Origin of the sequence: Neobacillus niacini (assembly GCF_000759675.1) — a bacterium.
Taxonomy (GTDB): Bacteria; Bacillota; Bacilli; order Bacillales; family Cytobacillaceae; genus Neobacillus; species Neobacillus niacini_A.
This window is the reverse complement of sequence record NZ_BAWM01000041.1, coordinates 1-22,670: the sequence shown is the minus strand read 5'-3', so window position 1 is coordinate 22,670 and position 22,670 is coordinate 1. Positions and strand designations below refer to the sequence as shown.

Annotated in this window: 22 protein-coding genes; 4 read left to right on the top strand and 18 right to left on the bottom strand. The window is 39.0% G+C overall.

Translation table 11 applies throughout. The features are described from left to right. Positions 1-72: 72 nt before the first annotated feature. The 12 genes from TR08_RS16645 to argC form a co-directional block, all read right to left on the bottom strand. Positions 73-741, bottom strand: coding sequence for a hypothetical protein (locus TR08_RS16645; protein ID WP_045520024.1), 669 nt, complete (start codon positions 739-741; stop codon positions 73-75). 18 nt (positions 742-759) lie between these two features. Continuing rightward, entirely contained in the window at positions 760-1,425 is a 666-nt protein-coding gene (locus TR08_RS16640; protein WP_045520022.1) for a GNAT family N-acetyltransferase, read from the bottom strand. A 204-nt stretch (positions 1,426-1,629) separates the two neighbouring features. Beyond that, positions 1,630-2,487, bottom strand: coding sequence for a carbon-nitrogen hydrolase family protein (locus TR08_RS16635; protein WP_045520020.1), 858 nt, complete (start codon positions 2,485-2,487; stop codon positions 1,630-1,632). A 92-nt stretch (positions 2,488-2,579) separates the two neighbouring features. Further along, positions 2,580-3,956: an argininosuccinate lyase gene (gene argH / locus TR08_RS16630; protein WP_045520018.1), complete on the bottom strand. Its 1,377-nt coding sequence runs from the start codon at positions 3,954-3,956 to the stop codon at positions 2,580-2,582. A gap of 63 nt (positions 3,957-4,019) precedes the next feature. Continuing rightward, on the bottom strand, positions 4,020-5,231 hold the full coding sequence (locus tag TR08_RS16625) for an argininosuccinate synthase (RefSeq protein WP_045520016.1): 1,212 nt from the start codon (positions 5,229-5,231) through the stop codon (positions 4,020-4,022). Positions 5,232-5,308: 77 nt separating this feature from the next. Beyond that, complete coding sequence (gene argF, locus TR08_RS16620; RefSeq protein ID WP_045520014.1) at positions 5,309-6,286, bottom strand: ornithine carbamoyltransferase; 978 nt, start codon at positions 6,284-6,286, stop codon at positions 5,309-5,311. After that, a complete protein-coding gene (carB, locus tag TR08_RS16615) occupies positions 6,270-9,506 on the bottom strand; it encodes a carbamoyl-phosphate synthase (glutamine-hydrolyzing) large subunit (protein ID WP_045520012.1) in 3,237 nt (1,078 codons plus the stop codon). The genes argF and carB overlap by 17 nt, the downstream gene beginning before the upstream one ends. Beyond that, entirely contained in the window at positions 9,493-10,569 is a 1,077-nt protein-coding gene (locus TR08_RS16610) for a carbamoyl phosphate synthase small subunit (RefSeq protein ID WP_045520077.1), read from the bottom strand. Before TR08_RS16610 ends, carB begins: the two co-directional genes overlap by 14 nt. 5 nt (positions 10,570-10,574) lie before the next feature. Further along, on the bottom strand, positions 10,575-11,774 hold the full coding sequence (locus TR08_RS16605) for an acetylornithine transaminase (RefSeq protein WP_045520010.1): 1,200 nt from the start codon (positions 11,772-11,774) through the stop codon (positions 10,575-10,577). Further along, positions 11,774-12,568, bottom strand: coding sequence for an acetylglutamate kinase (gene argB / locus TR08_RS16600; protein WP_045520007.1), 795 nt, complete (start codon positions 12,566-12,568; stop codon positions 11,774-11,776). Before argB ends, TR08_RS16605 begins: the two co-directional genes overlap by 1 nt. Positions 12,569-12,582: 14 nt before the next feature. After that, positions 12,583-13,809 carry a bifunctional ornithine acetyltransferase/N-acetylglutamate synthase gene (gene argJ / locus TR08_RS16595; RefSeq protein ID WP_152597443.1) on the bottom strand — a complete coding sequence of 409 codons (1,227 nt, stop codon included), beginning with the start codon at positions 13,807-13,809 and terminating at the stop codon, positions 12,583-12,585. A gap of 87 nt (positions 13,810-13,896) precedes the next feature. Beyond that, the gene (gene argC / locus TR08_RS16590; RefSeq protein ID WP_081954522.1) at positions 13,897-14,934 is read right to left on the bottom strand and encodes an N-acetyl-gamma-glutamyl-phosphate reductase; all 1,038 of its coding nucleotides are present in this window, start codon (positions 14,932-14,934) and stop codon (positions 13,897-13,899) included. Between the two features lie 242 nt (positions 14,935-15,176). On the opposite strand from argC, the gene TR08_RS16585 reads away from it, so the two are divergent. Further along, positions 15,177-15,536: a hypothetical protein gene (locus TR08_RS16585; RefSeq protein ID WP_045520000.1), complete on the top strand. Its 360-nt coding sequence runs from the start codon at positions 15,177-15,179 to the stop codon at positions 15,534-15,536. Between the two features lie 19 nt (positions 15,537-15,555). Then, a complete protein-coding gene (locus TR08_RS16580; protein WP_052427492.1) occupies positions 15,556-16,293 on the top strand; it encodes an Mrp/NBP35 family ATP-binding protein in 738 nt (245 codons plus the stop codon). Between the two features lie 37 nt (positions 16,294-16,330). On the opposite strand, the gene TR08_RS16575 is transcribed toward TR08_RS16580, so the two are convergent. The 6 genes from TR08_RS16575 to TR08_RS16550 are packed head-to-tail and all read right to left on the bottom strand — an operon-like array spanning position 16,331 to position 21,217. Further along, positions 16,331-16,669 carry a group I truncated hemoglobin gene (locus TR08_RS16575; protein ID WP_045519998.1) on the bottom strand — a complete coding sequence of 113 codons (339 nt, stop codon included), beginning with the start codon at positions 16,667-16,669 and terminating at the stop codon, positions 16,331-16,333. A 12-nt stretch (positions 16,670-16,681) separates the two neighbouring features. Next, positions 16,682-16,876, bottom strand: coding sequence for a hypothetical protein (locus tag TR08_RS16570; RefSeq protein ID WP_045519996.1), 195 nt, complete (start codon positions 16,874-16,876; stop codon positions 16,682-16,684). A gap of 12 nt (positions 16,877-16,888) precedes the next feature. Then, a complete protein-coding gene (locus TR08_RS16565; RefSeq protein ID WP_045519994.1) occupies positions 16,889-17,392 on the bottom strand; it encodes a ubiquinol-cytochrome c reductase iron-sulfur subunit in 504 nt (167 codons plus the stop codon). 2 nt (positions 17,393-17,394) lie between these two features. Beyond that, complete coding sequence (locus tag TR08_RS16560; protein ID WP_045519992.1) at positions 17,395-17,958, bottom strand: 4Fe-4S dicluster domain-containing protein; 564 nt, start codon at positions 17,956-17,958, stop codon at positions 17,395-17,397. Then, on the bottom strand, positions 17,951-20,113 hold the full coding sequence (gene fdhF, locus TR08_RS16555; RefSeq protein ID WP_081954520.1) for a formate dehydrogenase subunit alpha: 2,163 nt from the start codon (positions 20,111-20,113) through the stop codon (positions 17,951-17,953). The genes TR08_RS16560 and fdhF overlap by 8 nt, the downstream gene beginning before the upstream one ends. Continuing rightward, positions 20,114-21,217 carry a hypothetical protein gene (locus TR08_RS16550; protein WP_052427491.1) on the bottom strand — a complete coding sequence of 368 codons (1,104 nt, stop codon included), beginning with the start codon at positions 21,215-21,217 and terminating at the stop codon, positions 20,114-20,116. It abuts the gene before it with no gap. Between the two features lie 165 nt (positions 21,218-21,382). Between TR08_RS16550 and TR08_RS16545 the strand changes: the two genes are divergently transcribed. Continuing rightward, the gene (locus TR08_RS16545; protein WP_045520072.1) at positions 21,383-21,970 is read left to right on the top strand and encodes a YdcF family protein; all 588 of its coding nucleotides are present in this window, start codon (positions 21,383-21,385) and stop codon (positions 21,968-21,970) included. A 247-nt stretch (positions 21,971-22,217) separates the two neighbouring features. After that, positions 22,218-22,670 (top strand): transposase (locus TR08_RS16540; protein ID WP_045519988.1); only part of this gene is annotated, 453 nt, incomplete at its 3' end.

Sequence of the window (22,670 nt, the reverse complement as noted above, 5' to 3'; positions counted from 1 at the left end):
TCACAGTTTTTTTACATATTAATGTTAGAAATATGGATGGTATGTGAACTTGATAATTAGAAACTATTTTATTTAAAGTGGTAATAAGGAAATGGTATCTTTTCTTTTCACAAGTTCAATCATATCGAGCCATTCCTGTGGTTTATTTGAAAGAATGGAGTAATAGGTGGTAATGAAATCAGCCACAAGGAATGCAGGAATAGTTTCTAGCTCATCGTTCATTGGCATAAAGCAAAAATCGAGTCCTTTAACAGCCTCACCATTATTTTCCCATGATGGATGTACATAGTCTAAATCAATTCGTTTATAACCTAAATGTGAAAGAACCTCACGACGCACATAAGGGTCCATTACCTTTACACCACCAAACTCATGACCCACCCGATAAGGATCATATATTTCGGCAAACATGCCGAAAAGCTCCTTACCGTTTTCAGCAGCAAGCTTTTGCAAGTCCTTTAAGCGGTTCTGTGCTAAAAATCGCCCTAAGCTTAGTCCAGGCTTACTAATGATCGTAAAGTCTGTCATCGCTATATTCCAATCAGGATAATAACGGTACTCAGTTGCCCCTACAACCTCATCACCATCAACAGCAACAAATACACGAATGCCTGGATCCTCTAAAGGCTCTTTCCATAACTCATACTCTAATACTTCCTCTGGCGGGAAAATTTCTCCCATTAATTCATGCAGTTTTTTAAAGTTTGGGTCTGTAATACTTGTTATACGTTTATATTCCATAAGCTAAGACTCTCCCTATTATTTTATAAATGGATTTTTCCATTCCATTAATGCAGCATAATTACATGATTCTTCATCTTCAAGGTAATTTTCTACAATGCCAATTGGCACTCTTCCGCACCGAAGCAGAAAAGTTATAACGGGGTCTTTCAACTTCCCCATTAATACTTCATTTAGATACTGATCTGGTTTCATTCGATCCGCTACTTTATGATAGCCCGGCATTCTGCCTCCGCCAAGCAGCCGCACTAGTTTTTTCTGAATCACGACATGGTACATGGCCTGCATCATCAGTTTTCCAAGACCAAGTTTTCGAAACTTTGGTCGTACACTGATATCCACAATATAGAGTGAATCTCCACTTGGATTATGGTTCTTAATGTAGCCATGATTCGTAATTTCTTCCCATGTATGTGCAATATGGTTAGGGTCGAACTGGACACAAAGCCCTGTAAGGGAACCTGCTAATATACCATCTACTTCAATACATAGTGCGCCCTCAGGAAATAATTTTACATGGTTTGATAATTGCTCTTTATTCCACCATAACTCTGACGGAAATGGAGGAGGAAAGCATTCTGATTGTATTTGGATAAGCGCCGCAAAATCTTCTTGAGTGTAATTACGAATGACCACTGGAACTGGCTTTTCTTGGTCAAAAACGTAAAATTCACTATGATACAAAGCAACTCCACCCTTCTTTATTATTTAAAGTAAGTGTAAGTTTTGAACTTAGTTTACTGTCTAGCTCCAGCGCCCAGCGGCTAGTGTACTTCGCCCTTTTCCCTACGATAAGTCAACATCGAATCGCTACCGCTCTCCGTGTTTCCTTTATCTCATTCAAAGAGCTACAGTCCATACGCCGCTGAACGGGCGCTTTCGCTTTTCTTATTCCCAATCCGGATATAAATCTGTTCTGCGATCACGCCAGGTTGTTACTGATCCTCGTTCTCTAACTTCATATAATAACTCCAAATCAAGGTCGGCTGTAACAACCATATCGTTGTTCAGTTCTCCTTCCACCAGAATACCTTTTGGTGGGAACGGAATATCATTTGGCGTTATGATTACTGCCTGGCCGAAATTAGCACGCATGAAATCAACAGTCGGCAAGGCACCGACAGTTCCGGTTAAAACAACATATACCTGGTTTTCAACAGCACGAGCATGACTAGTGTAACGAACGCGATGAAAGCCGTGGCGGTCATCGGTACATGAAGGACAAAAAATCACATCTGCTCCTTTTGCCTTTGCCATACGCACGATTTCAGGGAACTCAATGTCATAGCAGGTGAGCAGGGCGATTTTACCTTTGTCTGTATCAAAAATTTGAAAACTTTCACCTTTAGCCATGTTCCACTCGTTCACTTCTGTAGGCGTAATATGAAGCTTTGCCTGCTCGCCAACCCTTCCATCAGGATAAAATAAATGAGCTGTATTATATAGCTTTCCGCCCTTTTCAATAACATGAGTCCCAGCAATAATATGCATGTTCGTTTGTCTGGCAAACTTCGAGAACAATTCACGGTATGCTTGCGTGAAACCTGGTAGGTCATTTATTGTCAGACTCTGCCCCTGCCCATTTCCAATCGATAGAAGTTGTGTGGTGAAGAACTCAGGGAAAAGTACAAACTCTGCTCCAAATTCCTCAGCCGTTTTTATATAATGCTCGCATTGTGCGGCAAATTCTTCAAAAGAGTGAATTGTATGTAGATGATACTGTACAACAGATACGCGTAATTTCATTGTTCTCCTCCTCTAGAATTAAATCTCTTGGTGAAATTATCTAATATTTTTGATAGTTATACAAATAAAAACCACCATTAGGTGGTTTTCGATTATTTACCTAGTTTTCCCTCTGCAAGCTCGATTTGTTTTATCACCTGTGCAGGTGATGTCCCTCCGAAGCTATTTCGAACGGCAACAACATTCTCTGGTGATAAAACCTGATAAATATCCTCTTCAAATAACGAACTGAACTCTTGGTATTCCGCAAAACTTAAATCAAGTAAGAACTTTTGCTGTTGAATTGCATATAAAACAATCTTCCCGATGACTTCGTGTGCCTCTCTAAATGGCAAACCTTTTCGAACCAAGTAGTCCGCAATGTCGGTGGCATTCGAGAAATCATTATTAATCGCTTTACGCATGATGTCTTTATTAACTGTCATCGTTTCAATCATTGGTGCCAACAGCATCAGGGACCCTTCCAGTGTCTCCACTGTATCGAACATCCCTTCCTTATCTTCCTGCAAATCCTTGTTGTATGCAAGCGGCAAGCCCTTAAGGACCGTCAAGAGGCCAATCAAATTCCCAAAAGTACGACCAGTCTTTCCTCTTAACAACTCAGGAACATCAGGGTTCTTCTTTTGCGGCATAATGCTGGATCCCGTACAAAAAGAATCATCAAGCTCAACAAATTGAAACTCTTGGCTTGACCAAATAACAAGCTCCTCAGATAATCTTGAAATATGAGTCATGATAATGGAACCAATCGAGAGGAATTCTAAGATAAAATCCCGATCACTTACTGCATCCATACTATTTGGATAAATCGTTTCAAAGCCGAGCAGCTCTGCAACGCGTTCACGTTTGATAGGAAAAGTGGTTCCTGCTAAGGCACCTGAACCAAGTGGTAGCCAATTAACACGCTTTAAACTATCAATCAGTCTCTCTTTATCTCGTTCAAACATCCAAAAATAAGCCATTACATGATGTGCGAATGAGACCGGCTGGGCTCGCTGGAGATGAGTATAACCTGGGATTAACGTGTTAACATTCCCCTTTGCCTGTACAAGCAATGAGCCTTGAACATCTTCAAGTAATTTAATTAATTCTGTTGTCTTTGTGCGTAAGTAAAGGTGCATATCGGTTGCAACCTGGTCATTTCGACTACGACCAGTATGAAGCTTACCACCTACAGGACCTATTTTTTCAATCAATAATTTTTCAATATTCATATGAATATCTTCATCTTCAACTAAAAACTCAATCTCGTTTTGATCCACCATCTTTTTGATTTCAAGAAGGCCAGCTTTTATTTTATCAGCATCCTCAGATGGAATAATACCGCATTCGCCTAGCATTTGAACATGTGCCATGCTGCCGGCGATATCCTCTTTGGCAAGCTTTTGATCAAAGGAAATGGAAGCTGTAAATTCTTCAACTAACTTATTGGTTTCTTTCGTAAATCGTCCGCCCCATAATTTGGACATTGATTGCTCCTCCTTAAAAACTAACAAGTTTGCCCTCGAAAAGGTTTCGAGGGCACCCGATTATTATTTCATTATCGTTTCTTTATTATTTACCTCAGAATATACCTTTGTTGGTAATCCCCAAATTTTAATAAATCCAACAGCCGCATTATGGTCAAAAGCATCGCCTTTAGAGTAAGTTGCCAATTCTTCATTATAAAGACTGTTTGGTGACTTACGACCGACAACTGTATGGTTGCCTTTGTGGAGTTTCACTCGAATAGTACCCGTAACTACTTTTTGCGTTTCATCAATAAAGGCATCGAGAGCTGGTTTTATTGGTGAATACCAAAGTCCCTCGTAGATGATTTTTGCCATTTGCTGTTCTACTTGGGTTTTGAACTGTGTTACTTCACGTGTTAGTGTTAAGAATTCTAATTCTTTATGAGCATTAATCAAAATTAAGGCAGCAGGATTTTCATAAACTTCTCTAGATTTAATTCCTACTAGTCGATTTTCAATATGATCGATACGACCAACGCCGTGTTTACCACCAAGCTCGTTCAAGGTTTCGATTAATTGCACCAATGGCAGCTTTTCACCATTCAGAGCAACAGGAACACCTTGCTCAAATTCAATTTCCATATATTCCGCTTGATCCGGTGTTAATTCAATTGGAGCAGTCCAATCAAAAGCAGCTTCAGGCGCCTCTGCCCATGGATCTTCTAGGACCCCTGCTTCGCAAGCACGTCCCCAGATATTCGCATCAATTGAGAAAGGATTGTCTAAATTAACAGGTATTGGAATTCCATTTTCCTGTGCATATTCAATTTCTTCATCACGAGTCATGCCCCATTCACGAACAGGTGCAACAACCTTTAAACTTGGATTTAACGCCTGAATGGAAACTTCAAAACGAACTTGGTCATTCCCTTTTCCTGTACAGCCATGAGCAACAGCTGTTGCCCCTTCTTTTTCAGCTACTTCTACCAATAATTTTGAAATTAACGGTCGAGATAGTGCAGAAGATAATGGGTATTTTCCTTCATATAAACAATTTGCCTTCAATGCTGGCAAAATATATTCTTGTGCTAACAATTCTTTTGCATCGATCATATAAGCTTTAATAGCCCCTACATTCAATGCCTTTTGTTTAATCGCTTCTAGATCCTTACCCTCACCAACATCTAGACCTAGTGCAATGACATCATAGCCATATTTCTCCTGAATCCATTTAACTGAAACCGAAGTATCTAATCCTCCTGAATATGCTAAAACAATTTTTTCCTTAGCCATTATATATTCTCCTCGCATTTACATGAATTTATATTCAACCAATAGAATTATTATACATCAAATTTCAAAAAAATCTACTATTCTAGTAAAAGTTTTAAAATTGCTTTTTGAGCATGAAGTCTATTCTCTGCTTCATCAAACACAACAGAATGTGGGCCATCAATGATTTCCGCTGTTACCTCTTCCCCTCGGTGTGCAGGTAAGCAATGTAAAAAGATATAATCTTGTTTAGCATGCTGACAAATTTCCGCATTTACTTGATAGTCTTCTAAATCTTTTAGTCTCTTTTGCATTTCGGCCTCTTGACCCATACTGGTCCAAACATCGGTGACAACAATATCAGCATCCTTGATTGCTTCTACAGGATCATGTGTAATGGTGATTTTGCTTCCCGTTAATTTGCCCGTTTCAATCGCCTTTTCCGTTATCTTTCCATCAGGTAGATATCCAAGGGGGCTTGCAATGCTGATATGCATTCCAACCTTTGCGGCTCCTTCCATTAATGAATGTGCCATATTGTTGTTTCCGTCTCCTAAATAGCACATTTTTAAACCGGCTAATTTACCTTTGTGCTCTTGAATCGTTAATAAGTCCGCCATCACTTGAGTCGGATGATGCAAATCTGTTAAACCGTTAATAACCGGAACGGTTGCATGCTCTGCAAGTTCTTTAACAGAGTCGTGTGAAAAAGTTCTAATCATCATACAATCGATATATCTTGATAAAACTTTTGCTGTATCTGAAATACTTTCTCCTCTGCCAAGCTGAATATCTCTCGAACTTAAGAATATCGCATGCCCCCCTAATTGGAGCATCCCTACCTCAAAGGAAACCCTAGTACGAGTAGAAGACTTTTCAAAAATCATCCCTAGAACCTTTCCGCTCAAATAAGGATGTGGTTTCCCCTGTTTCTGAAGCCTTTTTAATTCCTTTGCTTCCTCTAAAAGGTAAAGAATCTCATCAGTATGAAAATCGGACAAGGATAAGAAATCCTTGCCTTTTAATTGTGGCTGTTGTGACACACCCTTTGTGTTCCATTTAATCACATTTGACATGCTCCACACCGCTCTCTTTGATATTGTAATATTCCGTTACTGTACGTACCTCTGAATGAGTAATAGATTGAGCCTGAAGACCAATCATTGCCTCAACTGTATCTAGATGAGTAAAAACCGGTACATTGTAGCGAGTTGCTTGTTCACGAATATAAAAACCAAATTTAATTTTATTTCTTCCTTGGTTCGGTATATTAATGACAGCTTGAATGGTATTGTTTTTTAAAAGTTCATTTACATCTTCGTTATTCTTAATAACCTTTTCAATTGTAAAGCCTTTTTCTTGAAGGAATCTTGCTGTCCCTTCCGTTGCAGCTAGCTTGTAATTTTCATTCACAAACTGCTTGAGAATTGACAGACTGGCTGGTTTTTCCCGATCGGATATGGAGCAGAATAGATAGTTCTCCGTTTCTCCGCTTGTTGTAGGGAAAGCTTTTTCGAGCGCTTCATGAAAAGTTGCTCCTAAACCTAAAACTTCACCTGTTGATTTCATTTCCGGCCCTAATACGTGGTCGACTCCCTTTAATTTACTCCTTGAAAATACAGGTGACTTTACCGAATAATAATTAGGCTCTACTAATAAACCATTTTCATTAGATAGAGAATCCAAGGATACTCCTAATTGAACCATTACAGCCCACTCAATCATTGGAACTCCTGTAACCTTGCTCATAATTGGAACCGTACGTGAAGAACGCGGATTTACTTCTAAAACAAGAACTTGATTCTGATAAATAACAAATTGGATATTCATAATGCCAACAATCGGTGCCGATTTGGCGATTTTTTCAGCGTAATCAATTAATGTTTCTTTCATCTCTTTCGCTAATGAGATAGGTGGAAAAACACTAATACTATCTCCAGAATGTACTCCCGCTCTTTCGATATGTTCAAAGATTCCTGGGACGATTACGTTCTTTCCATCACTAATGACATCGACTTCACATTCTAATCCAGGTATATATCGATCCACTAATAACGGCCACATTTTTTCCTGTGAGGAGTTCTCCTCAAGCTGCTTGATATAGTAGTTTAGTTCTTCTTCTGTAAAAATAGTAAACATGGATTGCCCGCCAATTACATAGGACGGTCGAACCAGCACTGGGTAGCCAAGTCTTGCAGCTGCATCAAATAATTCATCTTTATGAAGGACAGTCTCACCCACAATATGTGGAATGTTTAAGTCTTCAAGCAATTGATAAAATTCTTTCCGATCCTCGAAGGTATCGACACTTTCAACAGTTGTGCCTAAAATTTTCACACCTTCTTCTTGAAGATCATGCGCTAAATTAATGGCTGTTTGCCCGCCAAATTGAATTAACACACCTTCAATCTTCTCTTTTTCAATAACAGTAAGAACATCTTCAGCAGTTAATGGTTCAAAGTAAAGGCGGTCTGCCACAGAGTAATCCGTACTAACTGTCTCAGGATTATTATTGATTACGACTGCCTCATAGCCCATCTTCTTAATTGCTTTTGCAGCATGGACAGAGCAGTAATCAAATTCAATTCCTTGACCAATTCGGATTGGTCCTGAACCAAGAACAAGAATCTTCTTCGTATTTGTTACCTCCACCTCATCCGCTCCAAGCCATGTTGAATAGTAATAAGGGGTGACCGCATCAAATTCCGCAGAACACGTATCGACCATTTTATAGCCTGGTTTCCAGTTAAGTTCTTTCCATTTACTCCTTATTTGCTTTTCATCAATGCTGTAAATTTGTGAAAGCAGCTTATCGGAAATATTATGACGCTTCGCTGTTTTTAACAAAGAAAGGGGTACATCATTCCATGCATAAGAAGCTAATTCCACTTCTAAAGCAACAATTGAGTGGATCTTGTATAAAAACCATGAATCCATTTCTGTCAGTTCCTTAATTGTATCAAGGGAAATCCCTCTTCTTAATGCTTCTGCTATCATAAATAATCTTTGGTCATTTGGTCTTTCTAATTTTTCAAATAAAACCTCATTGTCTACATTTTTATTTGATTCCAAACAAAGTCCAAATATATTTATTTCCATCGAACGGATGGCTTTGTTCAGTGCTCCTTCAAAGGTCCTGTCAATCGCCATTACTTCCCCAGTTGCTTTCATTTGTGTTCCTAACGTACGATCCGCTTCTGGGAATTTATCAAATGGAAAGCGTGGAAGTTTTACAACAATATAATCAATCGCTGGCTCAAATGATGCAAAGGTGTTACCTGTTATAGGGTTCACAATCTCATCCAAATGATAACCAACGGCACATTTTGCTGCCATCCTTGCAATCGGATAACCGGTTGCTTTTGACGCTAATGCGGAAGAACGGCTTACCCTTGGATTTACTTCAATAATGCAATATTGGTTGGATTCTGGATTAAGTGCAAACTGGATATTGCAGCCGCCAATAATCTCTAATTCTCTAATTACTTTTAGAGAAGAATTTCGCAGCATTTGGTATTGGACATCCGTCAATGTTTGTGATGGAGCGACTACAATTGAATCACCTGTATGAACTCCGACAGGGTCCATATTTTCCATATTACAAACAATAATACATGTGTCATTGGCGTCTCTTATGACTTCATATTCAATTTCCTTCCAGCCTTTAATGCTTCGTTCAACAAGTACCTGATGAATCGGGCTTGCAGCTAAACCCTTCTTCAGAACATTTTCAAGCTCTTCATCATTATGGGCAAAGCCCCCGCCGTGTCCGCCTAGTGTATATGCCGGTCTGATGATAACGGGAAAACCTATTTCTTTGACGAACGATACACCCTTTTCATAGGTATGAATAATAGCTGATTCCGGGATTGGTTCGTCAATCTTTATCATTAAACTGCGGAACCGATCACGGTCCTCGCCATTTTTTATCGATTCTACAGAGGTTCCTAATAGCTGTACATTATATTTTTGAAGAATGCCTTTTTCATAGAGTTCTACGGTTAGATTTAATCCGGTCTGTCCGCCTAAGGTCCCGATAATTCCATCAGGCTTTTCCTTTTGGATAATTTTTTCAATGGTTTCTACGTTTAATGGTTCGATATATACTTTATCGGCTACAGTTTCGTCAGTCATAATAGTTGCAGGATTATTATTGATTAATACTACCTGTATTCCCTCTTCTTTAAGAGCGATACAGGCTTGTGTTCCTGCATAATCAAATTCCGCTGCCTGCCCTATTACAATAGGTCCTGATCCAATGACTAATACTTTTTTTAGGTTTTTATTTAATGGCATAACGTTTTTCTCCTGCTGAATTTATCTGATATACAAAATCCTCAAGTATATATTCGGTATCACTTGGACCAGGGTGTGCCTCCGGATGAAATTGAACCGTTTGAATTGGATAGTGTCTGTGCTTTAATCCCTCGATCGATTTATCATTAACATTACGGTAAGTAATTTGAAATACCTGCGCGTCAATACTTTCATCGACCACCACATACCCATGATTCTGAGCAGTAATCTTCACCTTACCTGTTCCCAATTCCTTAACGGGATGATTCCCTCCACGATGTCCGTAGGCAAGTTTCTCTGTTTTTGCACCATATGCAAGGGCTATTAACTGGTGACCAAGACAAATTCCTAATGTCGGATAATGCTGGGTAATTCTTTTGATATCTGGGAACCATTGCTTTAGCGCCATCGGATCTCCAGGTCCGTTGCTTAATAGCACTCCGTCTGGATTCAATGCATTGATTTTTTCAAAAGATGTATTAAAAGGTACAATCGTAACCGAACAATTTTGATCTAGTAACGCATTAAGAATTGATTTTTTAAATCCAAAATCCATTAGTACGACGTGTGGTCCTTTATTATAGAAATATTGGATTTTTTTTGTAGAAACCTTCTCCACCCAAAATGGTGTTGTTTCATATCCAGAGAAATTCTCTTGCTTAGCCTTACTTAAAAATCCTTTTACCGTCCCGCGGCTGCGAATCGTTTTCACAAGTAATCTTGTATCCACACCTGCAATCCCAGGAACGCCTGCCTGCATTAGTTTTTCAGAGAATTTATTAATGGATTGGTAATGGCTTGGAGTTTCACATAAATCTCCAATAACTACTCCAGCTAAGGCAGGTGAAATAGCTTCATCGTCCATCGCATTGATTCCATAGCTACCGATAATTGGATAGCAGAACGTAATCAGCTGGCCAGCGTATGAAGGATCTGTAATGATTTCCTGATAGCCAGTCATGCTTGTATTAAATACAACTTCTCCAAAAGTGTCTTTGTTTGCACCTATTAGTATTCCTTCAAAAACTTCTCCGGTTTCCAAAGTAAGATATCCCTGTTCCAAAACACTCACTCGCCTTTCTCTATACTTTGGAAAGTTTTTTCCAATGCTTTGGTGAATTCGTTCATTTCTTCTTTAGATGCTGTTAATGGCGGTAATATTCTTAACACATTGGGTCCGGCTGTAAGAATTAGAAGTTGATGTTCATGTGCTTTTTGGACAATTTCTAGCGCATTGATTTCAACAACAACCCCTTTAAGCAGACCTTTTCCTCTTATTTCTTTTATAAAAGCGTACTTTTCTTTGAACTTGTTAAGCTGTTCATCTAAGTACACTGAAGTTTCATTTACTTGATTTAACAAATTGCTTTCGAGAATATGGGTTACAGTCGCTACTCCCGCTGCTGTTGCTAATGGATTTCCCCCAAAGGTACTTCCGTGAGTACCAGGTTCGAACGCTTTTGCCGCCTTTTCTTTCGCAATGATTGCCCCAATTGGAAAACCTGAGCCAAGACCTTTTGCAACACTGATGACATCCGGTTGAATACCATATTGTTCATAAGCAAACAGTGTTCCAGTCCTGCCGATTCCTGTTTGAATTTCGTCAACCATTAAAAGAATGTCTTTCTCTTCGCAGATTTCTGCGATTTTCTTTACCCATTCCGGATTTGCCGGAATGACCCCGCCTTCACCTTGGACGAGCTCCAGTAAAATCGCTGCTGGCTGAAGTCTTTTTAACTGATCAAGTGCTTCAATATCATTAAATGGCAGATAACTAAAGCCTTTGACTAATGGAGCAAATCCCTGTTGGATTTTTTCCTGTCCTGTGGCCGATAATGTTGCCAATGTTCTGCCATGAAAGGATTGCTGAAAGGTAATGACTCCGAAGGAATCTGTTCCTTTAACCTTCTGTGCATATCTTCTTGCAAGCTTAATGGCAGCCTCATTTGCTTCCGCTCCGCTGTTGCAAAAGAAGACCTTATCCCCACAGCTATTGGCAGTAAGCAGTGCAGCAAGCTCCTGCTGATTTGGAATGTTATAAAGGTTTGAACAGTGCCAAAGATTTTGAAGCTGTTCTTCAAGCTTTTCTTTAACGACATCAGGTACATGCCCCAAGTTACAAGTGGCAATGCCTGAAGTAAAATCTAAATATTTTTTCCCTTGATCATCCCATACATAGCTTCCTTTCCCCTTAACCAATGTAATAGGAAAGCGGCTATACGTAGCCATTACTGGCGAAATTGGGGAGACGGAAGTTTTAATGGTCATTAGGCAATCTCCTCTTCTAAAACAATTTTTGTTCCAATATTTTTACCGTTCACGTATTCTACCAAGCTATTTTTTTCAAATCCATCAATGATACCGACCATCGGTATTTTATGAACTAACCCATCGATGGCAGCTTTGACCTTAGGGATCATCCCGCCATAAATCGTTTTATTTTCGATTAGTTCTTCCACTCTTGCTTTGGTAACCTTATCTAATTTAGCTTTTTTACCATTTTCTTCGACTAAGATTCCTGGTATATCACTGATAAAGCAAAGATTGGCTCCGAGCGCCTTGGCAACTGCACTTGCTGCAACGTCTCCGTTTATATTGTATCGCTGTCCATCTGAATCAATTCCTATTGGTGAAACGACGGGTATATGTCCTTGGTTTACTATGCTTTCGATGACTGCTGTATTCACTTCAACGACTTCTCCTACAAAACCTAAACTTTCATCTGAAGTCGGGATCGCTTTTAACAAACTCCCATCCACTCCACTTACACCAAATGAACTACCGCCTGCCTCAATGATGTTCCGTACTACTTGTTTATTCACCGTTCCGCTTAAAACCATTTCTACAATATCTAATACCTCGTGGTTGGTTACTCTTAAACCATTTACAAAGGTAGTTTCTACATTTAAGTTTTTTAATAGCTTGTTAATAAGTGGACCGCCGCCATGGACAATAATCGGTGTCCATTCTCCTTTTTGATGGAGGGATATGACATCTTCATAGAACGACTTTGGCAGATTTTCTAACACACTTCCGCCACACTTAATGACTATATAGTTCATCTTTAACCCTCCACTTACGTGCGGTAGGATGCGTTGATTTTCACATAATCATAGGTTAAATCGCAGCCCCATGCCGTTGCACTTTCTTTACCTTGATTTAATTCAACAAGTATTTTAACTGTTTCCAGTTCTAGGTACTCTTTAACTTCTTCTTCTACAAAAGGACTTGGTAAGCCATTTTCGAATACTTTGTAAGGACCAATTGCTACTTTCAATTTATTAGGTTCAACAGGAATTCCTGAATATCCAATGGCTGTAACAATTCGTCCCCAATTAGGGTCAGTGCCGTAGATAGCTGTTTTCACAAGATTTGAAGATATAATGGATTTTCCAACAGCTCTTGCTGCTTCATGACTGTATGCTCCGTTTACTTGAACTTCAACGAGCTTGGTTGCTCCTTCACCATCTCTTGCAATTTTTTTAGCAAGCTCTTCACTCACTAGTTTTAATCCTGATTTGAATAAGTCCCAATCTGGATGGTCTTTTGTCAGCTGGTCATTACCTGCTAACCCGTTTGCTAAAACTAAAACCATATCATTTGTACTTGTATCACCATCAACCGTAATCATATTAAATGTCTGATTCGTTATCTCTTTAAGAGCAGAAAGCAAATCCTCATATGCAATATTGGCGTCAGTTGTGACAAAACCGAGCATTGTCGCCATATTCGGGTGAATCATACCAGAACCTTTAGCCGCTCCGCCAATACTGACTGTCTTCCCGTCAATTTTCATTTGAACGCCAACCTGCTTGATACAAGTGTCCGTTGTTAATATTGCATTCTTGAAATTTTCTTCCGTTGCATATTTGGTCTGAAGAATTTGATTTATGCCTGTTTTCACCTTATCCATCGGCAACAGTTCTCCAATAACTCCTGTTGAGGTAACTGCAACGAGGTGGTCCTCGATGCCTAACTCGTTGGCAAAACCTTTTTGCATTTCAAAAGCGTCTAACAATCCCTGTTCCCCCGTACAGGCATTGGCATTACCGGAATTGACGATGATAGCTTGGATTTTATGTTCTTTTGCTATACTCTCTTGAGTAACTAAAAGGGGAGCTGCTTGAAAAATGTTCGTTGTATACACGCCAGCAACTACAGCTGGAACTTCGGACACAATATAACCAAGATCAAGGCGTTTTCTTTTTATCCCACAATGCATGCCACCTGCTTTAAATCCCTTTGGCAACGTAACACTTTCTTCTTCTAATACAACGATTTCTTTATTTGATATTGCTGGCAACAATTTAATTCCCCCTTGATCGTCTTCATTATTTGGCATCTCATGCCTCTATAAAACTTTTCATCTATTATTCAATCAATATTTTTATTAAGGATATAATGGTATGTCTTCAAGCCCTGTACTAACAGCCCAACCATTCATTAAATTAGCATTCTGTATCGCTTGCCCTGCTGCCCCTTTAACTAAATTATCGATTACCGAAATAATCGTAAGTCGATTCGTTCGAGGGTCAACATGCAATCCGATATCACAATAGTTACTTCCATAGACTTCTTTTGTTGCTGGATAAGTTCCCTCTGGTCTAATCCTTACGAATGGATGATTTTCATAAAACTCTTTGTATAAATCATTAACAGTATTAGTTGAAATCTTTTCTGTTAAGTTAACATATGCGGTGATCATAATTCCCCGCGTCATCGGAACTAAATGTGTAGTAAATGTGATAGTTATTGGATCACCAGTCTCATCTGTTAGAACCTGTTCTATTTCAGGAATATGTTGATGTGCACCTAGTTTATAGGCTTTAAGATTTTCATTTATTTCTGCATAATGCGATGTTAATGAAAGACCCCTGCCTGCACCGGATACCCCTGATTTTGCATCAATGATAATAGATTTCGAGTCAGCAAGATTTGCTTTCAGGATTGGCAACAAACCTAGGCTAGTTGCAGTTGGGTAGCAGCCCGGATTGGCAATTAGCGTTGCACCTTTAATTTCTTCTGCGTAAATCTCACTCAACCCATAAACTGCCTTGCTTAAATACTCCTCGGTTGGTGCTGAATGCTTATACCATGTTTCATATTCATTTTGCGACCTAAGCCGGAAATCCCCTGAAAGGTCGATTACTTTAATACCCTTATCGAAAAGTTGCGGAACTAATGAGCTGCTAACACCCGACGGCGTTGCGAGAAATACAATATCGTTTTCCCTGCTTATCATTTCAGCATCAAATTTTTCAAGTGTTAGATTAACAATGTTTGACAGGTGTGGATAACTGTCACTAAAATCGGAACCTGCTTGCGAATTTGAAATAACCGTACCAACATCTAAATAAGGATGCTTTTGAATCAATCGGATCAATTCAATGGCTCCGTAACCAGTCCCTCCAATTATCGCTGCTTTCATTTCATTCACTCCTGCGTCTTCTATATAATGAATCATTATACATTCTAATTAATAATTATTCAATAAATAAATTGCCTAATTTTCAGTTTTTATCGAATTTTTTTACCACTATTTTTGAAAACGCTTTCATTTAATAATGTATGTTTATACATATTTTATGCATATCTTAACTTCCTTCAAAATCGGGATTTTTTGAGTGGTATTGGTAAATACTGTTATAGAGTGTAAAGGAGGAACGCAGATTGTTATCTACTACATTAACATTTAACAGAAAAGTTGACCTTGCCAAATATGACTTACCTTTTTTAAAAAAGAGGTCTTATAGCCACTATGAAATCTATCTTGACAACTCCGACAAGGGGCTAGGCAATATCCACATCAATAATATCAGTATTAAACTAGAGTACTCGAGTGAATTACTATTGGAGGAATATATCATTATTCACGACATTATCTCTCGATTAAAACAAGGGAATGATGTGATAGTAGACGATTCCAAAAGTTTTTTAGGGTATTTGTCTGATGGGGAACCAGTATATATGATTAAAAATTGGGAGCCTTGGATAGAGTACCTTCAAAGCTCGATGAAAAATTGTCTATAAACAAAAAAGAGGTGAGCGCATGTTATCTGGTAAAGTCATTTCGGTGATCTCGGGTAAAGGCGGGGTCGGTAAATCGACTGTTTCAGCCAACCTTGCAGTTTCATTAGCCAGACAGGGAAAAGCGGTTGGTTTAATTGATTTCGACATTTACGGAAGCAGTATCCCCAATATGATGAATATTAGTTACGGTCCGAAATCAATGAATAATAAGATTATCCCCGTCGAATCACACAACGTAAAAATCATGTCAATGGGCTTTATCGTAAAAAATAATGATCCTGTTGTTTGGCGAGGACCTATGCTAGGAAAAGTAATCAATCAATTTATCAATGAGGTGATATGGGGTCCTCTTGATTACTGCATAATCGATATGCCGCCAGGGACAGGTGATGTTGCAATGGACGTAAACCGCCTGATTCCAAGCTCCCATCAGATTGTCGTCACAACCCCACATCCTACTGCCTCACATGTAGCAGAAAGGGCAGGCAAAATGGCTGCAATCAATAGTCATAATATTTTAGGTATCGTGGAAAATATGGCATATTTTCAGCCGCCAGACCTCGACCAAAAATATTATTTGTTTGGCAAAGGCGGGTCAGAGCAATTAGCAGCAAAATTGGGGACAAATCTTATTGCCCAAATGCCAATCTTAGCTCCAAGAGAAGATGATTATGAACCTTCTATATATAAAAGAGGATCCCTGCTCTTTGATAAATACAACGAATTAGCCGATAAAGTACAAGATACTATTGCTTAAAAAAATGGTGGTGTCCCAATACGGGGCACCACCATTCTTATTTTCCTAAAATATTTCCTTTGTATCCTTGTAATATCCCATGTGCTTTTTGTTTGTCATCCTCACTAAAACCATGTTCATCCAGTGTGGAAATGAAGTTCCCGACCATTGCTTCAAAATGTTCATCGTTGATTGGGATATCTTTATGTGTGTTTGTTATTTGTTCATTACTGTATTTTCCTTCACCTAGTCCATGCTCTAAAAATGTCTTTGGATGATGCTGGATTCTCTCCTGGTCATGGTCCTTAAAAAATTTGCTCATAAGATCATCAGCATGAATTTTTTGAAAGAAGTCTTTCACGACTGAAGTTATTTTTTCATCATTTATTTGCAACACTTCCAACCTCCTTTAATGATCCATTACCTTGTCCACTCTTCTAAAGAATAGATAAGTAATCAGCGTCAAAACAAACATAAAGCCTAAGGCCAGTACATAGTATAAAAGATTTCCGTAATGCCCTGCTAGATATTCCTCTACCATGTATTGAATAAGGATAATTTGCACGGTCAGCAGACTCATAAAAATCCACCATGCCATTTTCATATAAGCCGCCTCCTAATGCTGCGCATGAGTAATTCCAACAGCGTAGATTTTTTTATTCTTAAATTTCAACTTAATGGATGGGAGAGCACGTGGCGGCGGACCAGCGAGAACTGATCCATCCTCCACATTAAAGAAGCCATTATGACATGGGCAAGTTAGCTTCCCAGTATCCTTTTCCCAATAGACAGGACACATTAAATGAGTACATTTGCTGTTATAAGCCCTATATTCTTTTTCAGAAATTCTTACCAATATTGCAGAATCATTTTCATCAGGATAATAGAATGAAACACTCTGACCCACATCAATATCTTTTTCTTTAACGATAAATACCTCAGACTCATGGGCTTCTTTTACACGATTTTTGGATAACGCTATTAATGGGGTTGAACTTACAAATAATACGCCCATAAGGGATAAGGAAGAGGCAATAAAACCTCTTCGATTTAATTCTAATTCTTTATCTCTTTTGATATTAAAAGACAACCTACGAAGAAATTCTTCTATTTTCTTCATGATTAAACACCATCGCCTTCTCTATATCCATATCTGTTTGTTTCCGTATCCGGCATTCCAATAACCGTACGAGTTTCAATGACAGTACCGCCAAAATCCCATTGAAATTGTACAGGTTTCGGTGGTTCGAATTTAATATCGTCTTCATCAACAAAACGAATCGTGTCTGTCGGACATACACTAGCACACATTGGCGGTCTTCCTTTTGAAGTACGGTCATAGCACATATCACACTTGTACATAACTTTTTTTACATCATCTACTCTTGGAATTCCAAATGGACAAGCGTACGTACAGTTTTTACAGCCAATGCATTTTTCTAAGGAGGCAGATAATACCGTTCCATCGTCCGCGACTGAAATGGCTTGCACTGGACATGATTCAGCACATGCTGGTGTAACACAGTGCATACAGGGGGTTGGCGAAGCTGCCACCGTTTCCCCTGGATTTAATTCGTCAACAAACATTCTCGATAAATGGTCATGTCCGCTGCATTCCTCACATCCGATGACACAAGCCCGGCAGCCAATACATCTTTCGTAATCAATATATAAGACCTTACCCATGCTTTTCACCTACATGCGAGGAAATCTTTTCTAATTTGACAGCACAAACCTTAAATTCTGGTATCTTTGATTTTGGTTCAAGGGCTGGATTCGTCAAATGATTAATTGCCAAGGATTTCCCCCAATGATAGGGAACGAACACCATGTCCTCTCTCGTGATTTTTGTAATTCTCGCTGGGAGCTCGATACTACCCCTTGGACTTGATACCTTAACAGGTTCTCCTTGGGCAATGTTATACTTTTTCGCTAAATTAGGATGAATTTCCACATACGGGTCTGGACAAAGATTTCGAAGTGCCTCTATTCTTCGGGTTTGATTTCCGCTTAAATAGTGAAATACAACTCGTCCAGTCGATAAAATGATTGGGTATTCTTTACTCGTTTTTTCATTTGGTCCCTTATGTTCAAATGCTAGGATTCTTGCTTTTCCATCAGGGAAATTAAATTTCAAATCCTCAAACAATCTTGGCAACCCTTGCGACTCCTCTGTTGGGCAAGGCCAAAATACCCCCTGCATTTTATCAAGCTTTTCATAGGTGATTCCGTAATAATCTGCGGTCCCACCTTTACTTGCAACACGCAATTCATTAAAGATTTCCTCTGGAGAGTTAAATTGGAAGTATTGCCCCCTGCCAAGTCGTTCAGCAATTTCACAAATGACCTTCCAGTCTCGTTTCGATTCACCTGGTGTACGGTCAATTCCTTTCACACGCAACACACGGCCTTCAACATTAGTCATTGTTCCATTGTCTTCAATCCAAACGGTTGATGGCAGAACAACATCGGCTAATTCGGCAGATTCTGATAAAAAGAAATCCATACAAACAAAAAAATCTAACCCCTTAAGATACTCACCTACATCACCAACAGTTGGTGATGAGACGATCGGATTGCTGCAGATTAATAATAACCCCTTAATTTCTTTTCCGAGTGCCTGTAACATTTCAAAGGCAGATAATCCTGGACCAGGGATTTCCGATTCATCTACACCCCAAACTCCTGCAATATACTCTCTTGCTTTCGGGTCGGTAATTTTCCGGAATCCTGGCAGCTGGTCTGTTTTTTGACCGTGTTCCCTGCCACCTTGACCATTGCCCTGGCCTGTAAAGGTTGCAACACCTGATCCTTTTCGTCCCATTTTCCCAGTTACTAAGCATAGATTGACATAATTTGAAACAGAGTCCGTACCCGTCGCGTGTTGTTCGACTCCGCGGGCAAACATCGTCATCCCGTTCTTTGCCTGGCCGAATATTCGAGCAGCCGTTATGATTTTGTCAACAGCAACCCCCGTAATCTCAGAAACATATGCAGGTGTATATTTCTTTACAAGTCCCTTTAATTCTTCAATGCCAGTTGTATGGTTTTGTATAAAGTCATGGTCGATTAAATCATCTTCAATCATGACATGCAGTAAACCATTTGCGAGAGCAACATCGGTACCTGGTCGAATATTTAGATGGACATCTGCTACTAAAGCTGTTTTTGTTTGTCTAGGGTCGACGACAATTAATTTAGCTCCTCTATCTCTTGCGCCCCAAATGTACGGCATTGACAGAGGATGACACTCTGCTGTGTTTGAGCCTGCGATTAGCAAGACATCAGAGAATTTAATATCTGACCAAGGATTGGTCGATCCTCTATCAATTCCAATACTTTGATTAAACCCGACAGATGCCGATGACATACAATAACGGCCATTATAATCGATATTTTTTGTCCCAAGTCCTATCCGTGCGAATTTACCCATTAAGTAACACTTTTCGTTTGTCATAGATGAACCGCTATAAATCCCAAAGGCATCTTTCCCATACTTGCCTTGAATTTCTTGGATTTTTGATACAATCAAATCCATTGCTTCATCCCAGGTAGCTTGTTCAAGCTTTCCATTTTTTCGAATAAGCGGGTGAGTAAGCCGCTCCACATGCTCTGCCTGCCGATAAGCACTTACTCCTTTCGGACAAAGCCTGCCTCCATTCATCGGAAAATCATATCTTGGCTCGACTCCAAGGACTTTTTTATCCTCTTTGCTGACACGAATGTTCATCCCGCATTGCATGCCGCAGAAACAACAATGGGTAGATATCAGCTCCTCGCCATCTCGTAAAATCGCATCATAATCTCTTTGCGAGTAATCCTTATTTTGTGCATGACCCATCTACTGGCCTCCTCCCTTCTTCAATTGAAGTCCATTTTTCTCATTGCTTTCTAACACGAGGTTCGCCTTACGGAAATGAACATCGGAGCCATAGGCTCCTAATCTGTGACTAATTCTTCGGCACTGTGAACACAGGTCTGAAAAATGGAGGGTTGTCTGATCAATGGGGACAGTCAAATGTCTTTTTTCTAATGCTAATTGAACATCCTTGATTTGTGTGGCTGTCGCATATTCTATCCCACATCTTGCACATTGTTTCTGTTCCCCCATCGCATGATACATAGGAACGATCACAGCTAAAAATCGCAGCGGTAAATGCCAGAACTTACTGAAAGGAAAATATAAGAGAAAAACAATGACGGTTATTTGATGCGCAAGACCAATACCTAAGTAGAAAGCCCCCTCCATCCACAAAGCTGATACGGTTAATAAGGAGCCAGTTATGGAGATTGCTATTAGTAGAAAGAGTGGAAAAAAATCATATTCCTTTGATTGTTCGACAATCTTTTTTTCGTCTGTTACTCTTCGATACAGTGCCATACCGCAGCCAATAATAACGGCGATACCCGTCCAATTTAAACCGTGATAAATGGCAATAGCGAGAGGTGAGTCTACTCCCATACGGAATAATGGAATACCAAAAACTACTGCTGCATATGTCTTCGGTTCAACTAATTCAAAATGAAGCCAATTAAGTACAAGTGCAAAGGTAATTCCAAATGAAAACAATACTCCCCAAGAAATAAACATATGCTGTGCCCAGCGATAGACTGATCGATTTCTAATAAACTTTTGCTCTCCTATATTGGTATACAGAGTCTTCAAGACAAACGCTAGCCCCTTGGCGCTAAACATCATTTTGATTCCCTGCTTCCACAGCCTTCTGGTTGGAGGTCGTAAGGTCCATGAGGTGATTCTTATAGTTAATAGAACAAAGCACAAAATAGTTGCCCATAAATACCCGTATAAGGCCATATCAAAATATCCAAATTGTTCAGATCCAATATAAATAGAAAAAAATACAACTACTAATACGATAAAAACATTTCGTGCGGATTTTTTTGAAAAAAGCAGTGAATCTTCTTCATATGGATAAAAGTTCATATACCAAACTCCTTTACACATTGTCTCGTTTAGTATGCCAAGGCACTATAAAATAATTCCCAGTAATTTAGCATGTATAGGGACTTAAACTCTGGTTATCAACATGGAAAACTATGGTAGAATAAAGTGGAGTTAAGATTAGTTATAGAGGGATGGATTTGAATGATGAGGACACGGAAGACTTTTTTTACCTGCATAGGTATTTTTACACTAATTATGCTGCTATACTTTGCTTTTTTACATTTTAAAATTAGAGAACATACGAATATAGAAATACCTAATCATGCTGACTATATTATTATTCTAGGGGCACGCGTTAAGGGAGAGATACCTTCGTTGGCTCTTCAATATCGAATAGACGCAGCGGCAAGCTACTTGAAGAAAAATAAAGAAACGATTGCGATCGCTTCCGGAGGAAAAGGTCCAGGAGAGGAAATTACTGAGGCAGAAGCGATAAAAAGAGGATTACTTGCACAAGGCATTGATGGAAACAGAATTTTATTAGAAGATAAATCAACGGATACGAAAGAGAATATCAAATTTTCCAAACAACTAATTCCGAATTATCTCGAAACGGGATTACTTGTAACAAATGACTTCCATCTATACCGTTCCCAGTCCATTGCTAAAGACCAAGGTTTGAGCTTAAAAGGCATCCCAGCAGAAACTCCAACCATAGCCATTCCAAAATCATATACAAGAGAGTATCTTGCGATAACCAAATATTATCTAATGAAAATCTTCCAAAATTAGAAACCATTTATCTAACGCCTTTCATTATAAATACTTTAGTATTCTTTTAATTCATCATTCCATAAAATGCTTTCTTCTACACTTACATACTGTGTAAATTATTCATTAGAAAAAACTCACCCTAACAATCGAGGGCACTGAAAAAGTCCGCTTTTACAATCAGGGGGTCAATTGCTCGATATTAGTCGAGCGATTGACCCTCTTTTGCTTTATACTAAAGATATCAATGTGTGTAGGTGGTATCGAAATGATTTCAAATCAAGAAACCCTCAAACTTAGTCCGTTTATGGCGATTTATGATATCGTCGTGCCGAAGGATAATATGCTTCGTCAAATTAATGAACTAGTGGACTTCAATTTCATTCTAGAAGAACTAAAAACAAAATATTGCCTTGATAATGGCAGAAATGCAGTATCTCCAATCCGTATGTTCAAATATTTACTATTGAAATCAATCTATGATTTATCAGACGTAGATCTAGTTGAACGCTCAATATATGATATGTCATTTAAATATTTCTTAGATATGGCACCTGAGGATCCAGTTATCAATCCAAGTTCATTAACGAAATTCCGTAAACTCCGTCTTCAAGATGTGGGTTTATTAGACATGCTCATTGGAAAGACGGTTGAAATTGCATTAGAAAAAGAAATCATTAAAAGTAAAACTATTATTGTCGATGCCACACATACAAAAGCA

Coding starts and splice junctions, on each gene's coding strand:
- TR08_RS16570 (WP_045519996.1), bottom strand. CDS start 16,876: ATGAAAATGGCATGGTGGATTTTTATGAGTCTGCTGACCGTGCAAATT.
- argC (WP_081954522.1), bottom strand. CDS start 14,934: ATGAAAGCAGCGATAATTGGAGGGACTGGTTACGGAGCCATTGAATTG.
- TR08_RS16605 (WP_045520010.1), bottom strand. CDS start 11,774: ATGACCATTAAAACTTCCGTCTCCCCAATTTCGCCAGTAATGGCTACG.
- TR08_RS16545 (WP_045520072.1), top strand. CDS start 21,383: ATGAGGACACGGAAGACTTTTTTTACCTGCATAGGTATTTTTACACTA.
- argH (WP_045520018.1), bottom strand. CDS start 3,956: ATGTCCAAATTATGGGGCGGACGATTTACGAAAGAAACCAATAAGTTA.
- TR08_RS16625 (WP_045520016.1), bottom strand. CDS start 5,231: ATGGCTAAGGAAAAAATTGTTTTAGCATATTCAGGAGGATTAGATACT.
- TR08_RS16635 (WP_045520020.1), bottom strand. CDS start 2,487: ATGAAATTACGCGTATCTGTTGTACAGTATCATCTACATACAATTCAC.
- fdhF (WP_081954520.1), bottom strand. CDS start 20,113: ATGGGTCATGCACAAAATAAGGATTACTCGCAAAGAGATTATGATGCG.
- TR08_RS16645 (WP_045520024.1), bottom strand. CDS start 741: ATGGAATATAAACGTATAACAAGTATTACAGACCCAAACTTTAAAAAA.
- carB (WP_045520012.1), bottom strand. CDS start 9,506: ATGCCATTAAATAAAAACCTAAAAAAAGTATTAGTCATTGGATCAGGA.
- argF (WP_045520014.1), bottom strand. CDS start 6,286: ATGTCAAATGTGATTAAATGGAACACAAAGGGTGTGTCACAACAGCCA.
- TR08_RS16565 (WP_045519994.1), bottom strand. CDS start 17,392: ATGAAGAAAATAGAAGAATTTCTTCGTAGGTTGTCTTTTAATATCAAA.
- TR08_RS16580 (WP_052427492.1), top strand. CDS start 15,556: ATGTTATCTGGTAAAGTCATTTCGGTGATCTCGGGTAAAGGCGGGGTC.
- TR08_RS16550 (WP_052427491.1), bottom strand. CDS start 21,217: ATGAACTTTTATCCATATGAAGAAGATTCACTGCTTTTTTCAAAAAAA.
- argB (WP_045520007.1), bottom strand. CDS start 12,568: ATGAACTATATAGTCATTAAGTGTGGCGGAAGTGTGTTAGAAAATCTG.
- TR08_RS16560 (WP_045519992.1), bottom strand. CDS start 17,958: ATGGGTAAGGTCTTATATATTGATTACGAAAGATGTATTGGCTGCCGG.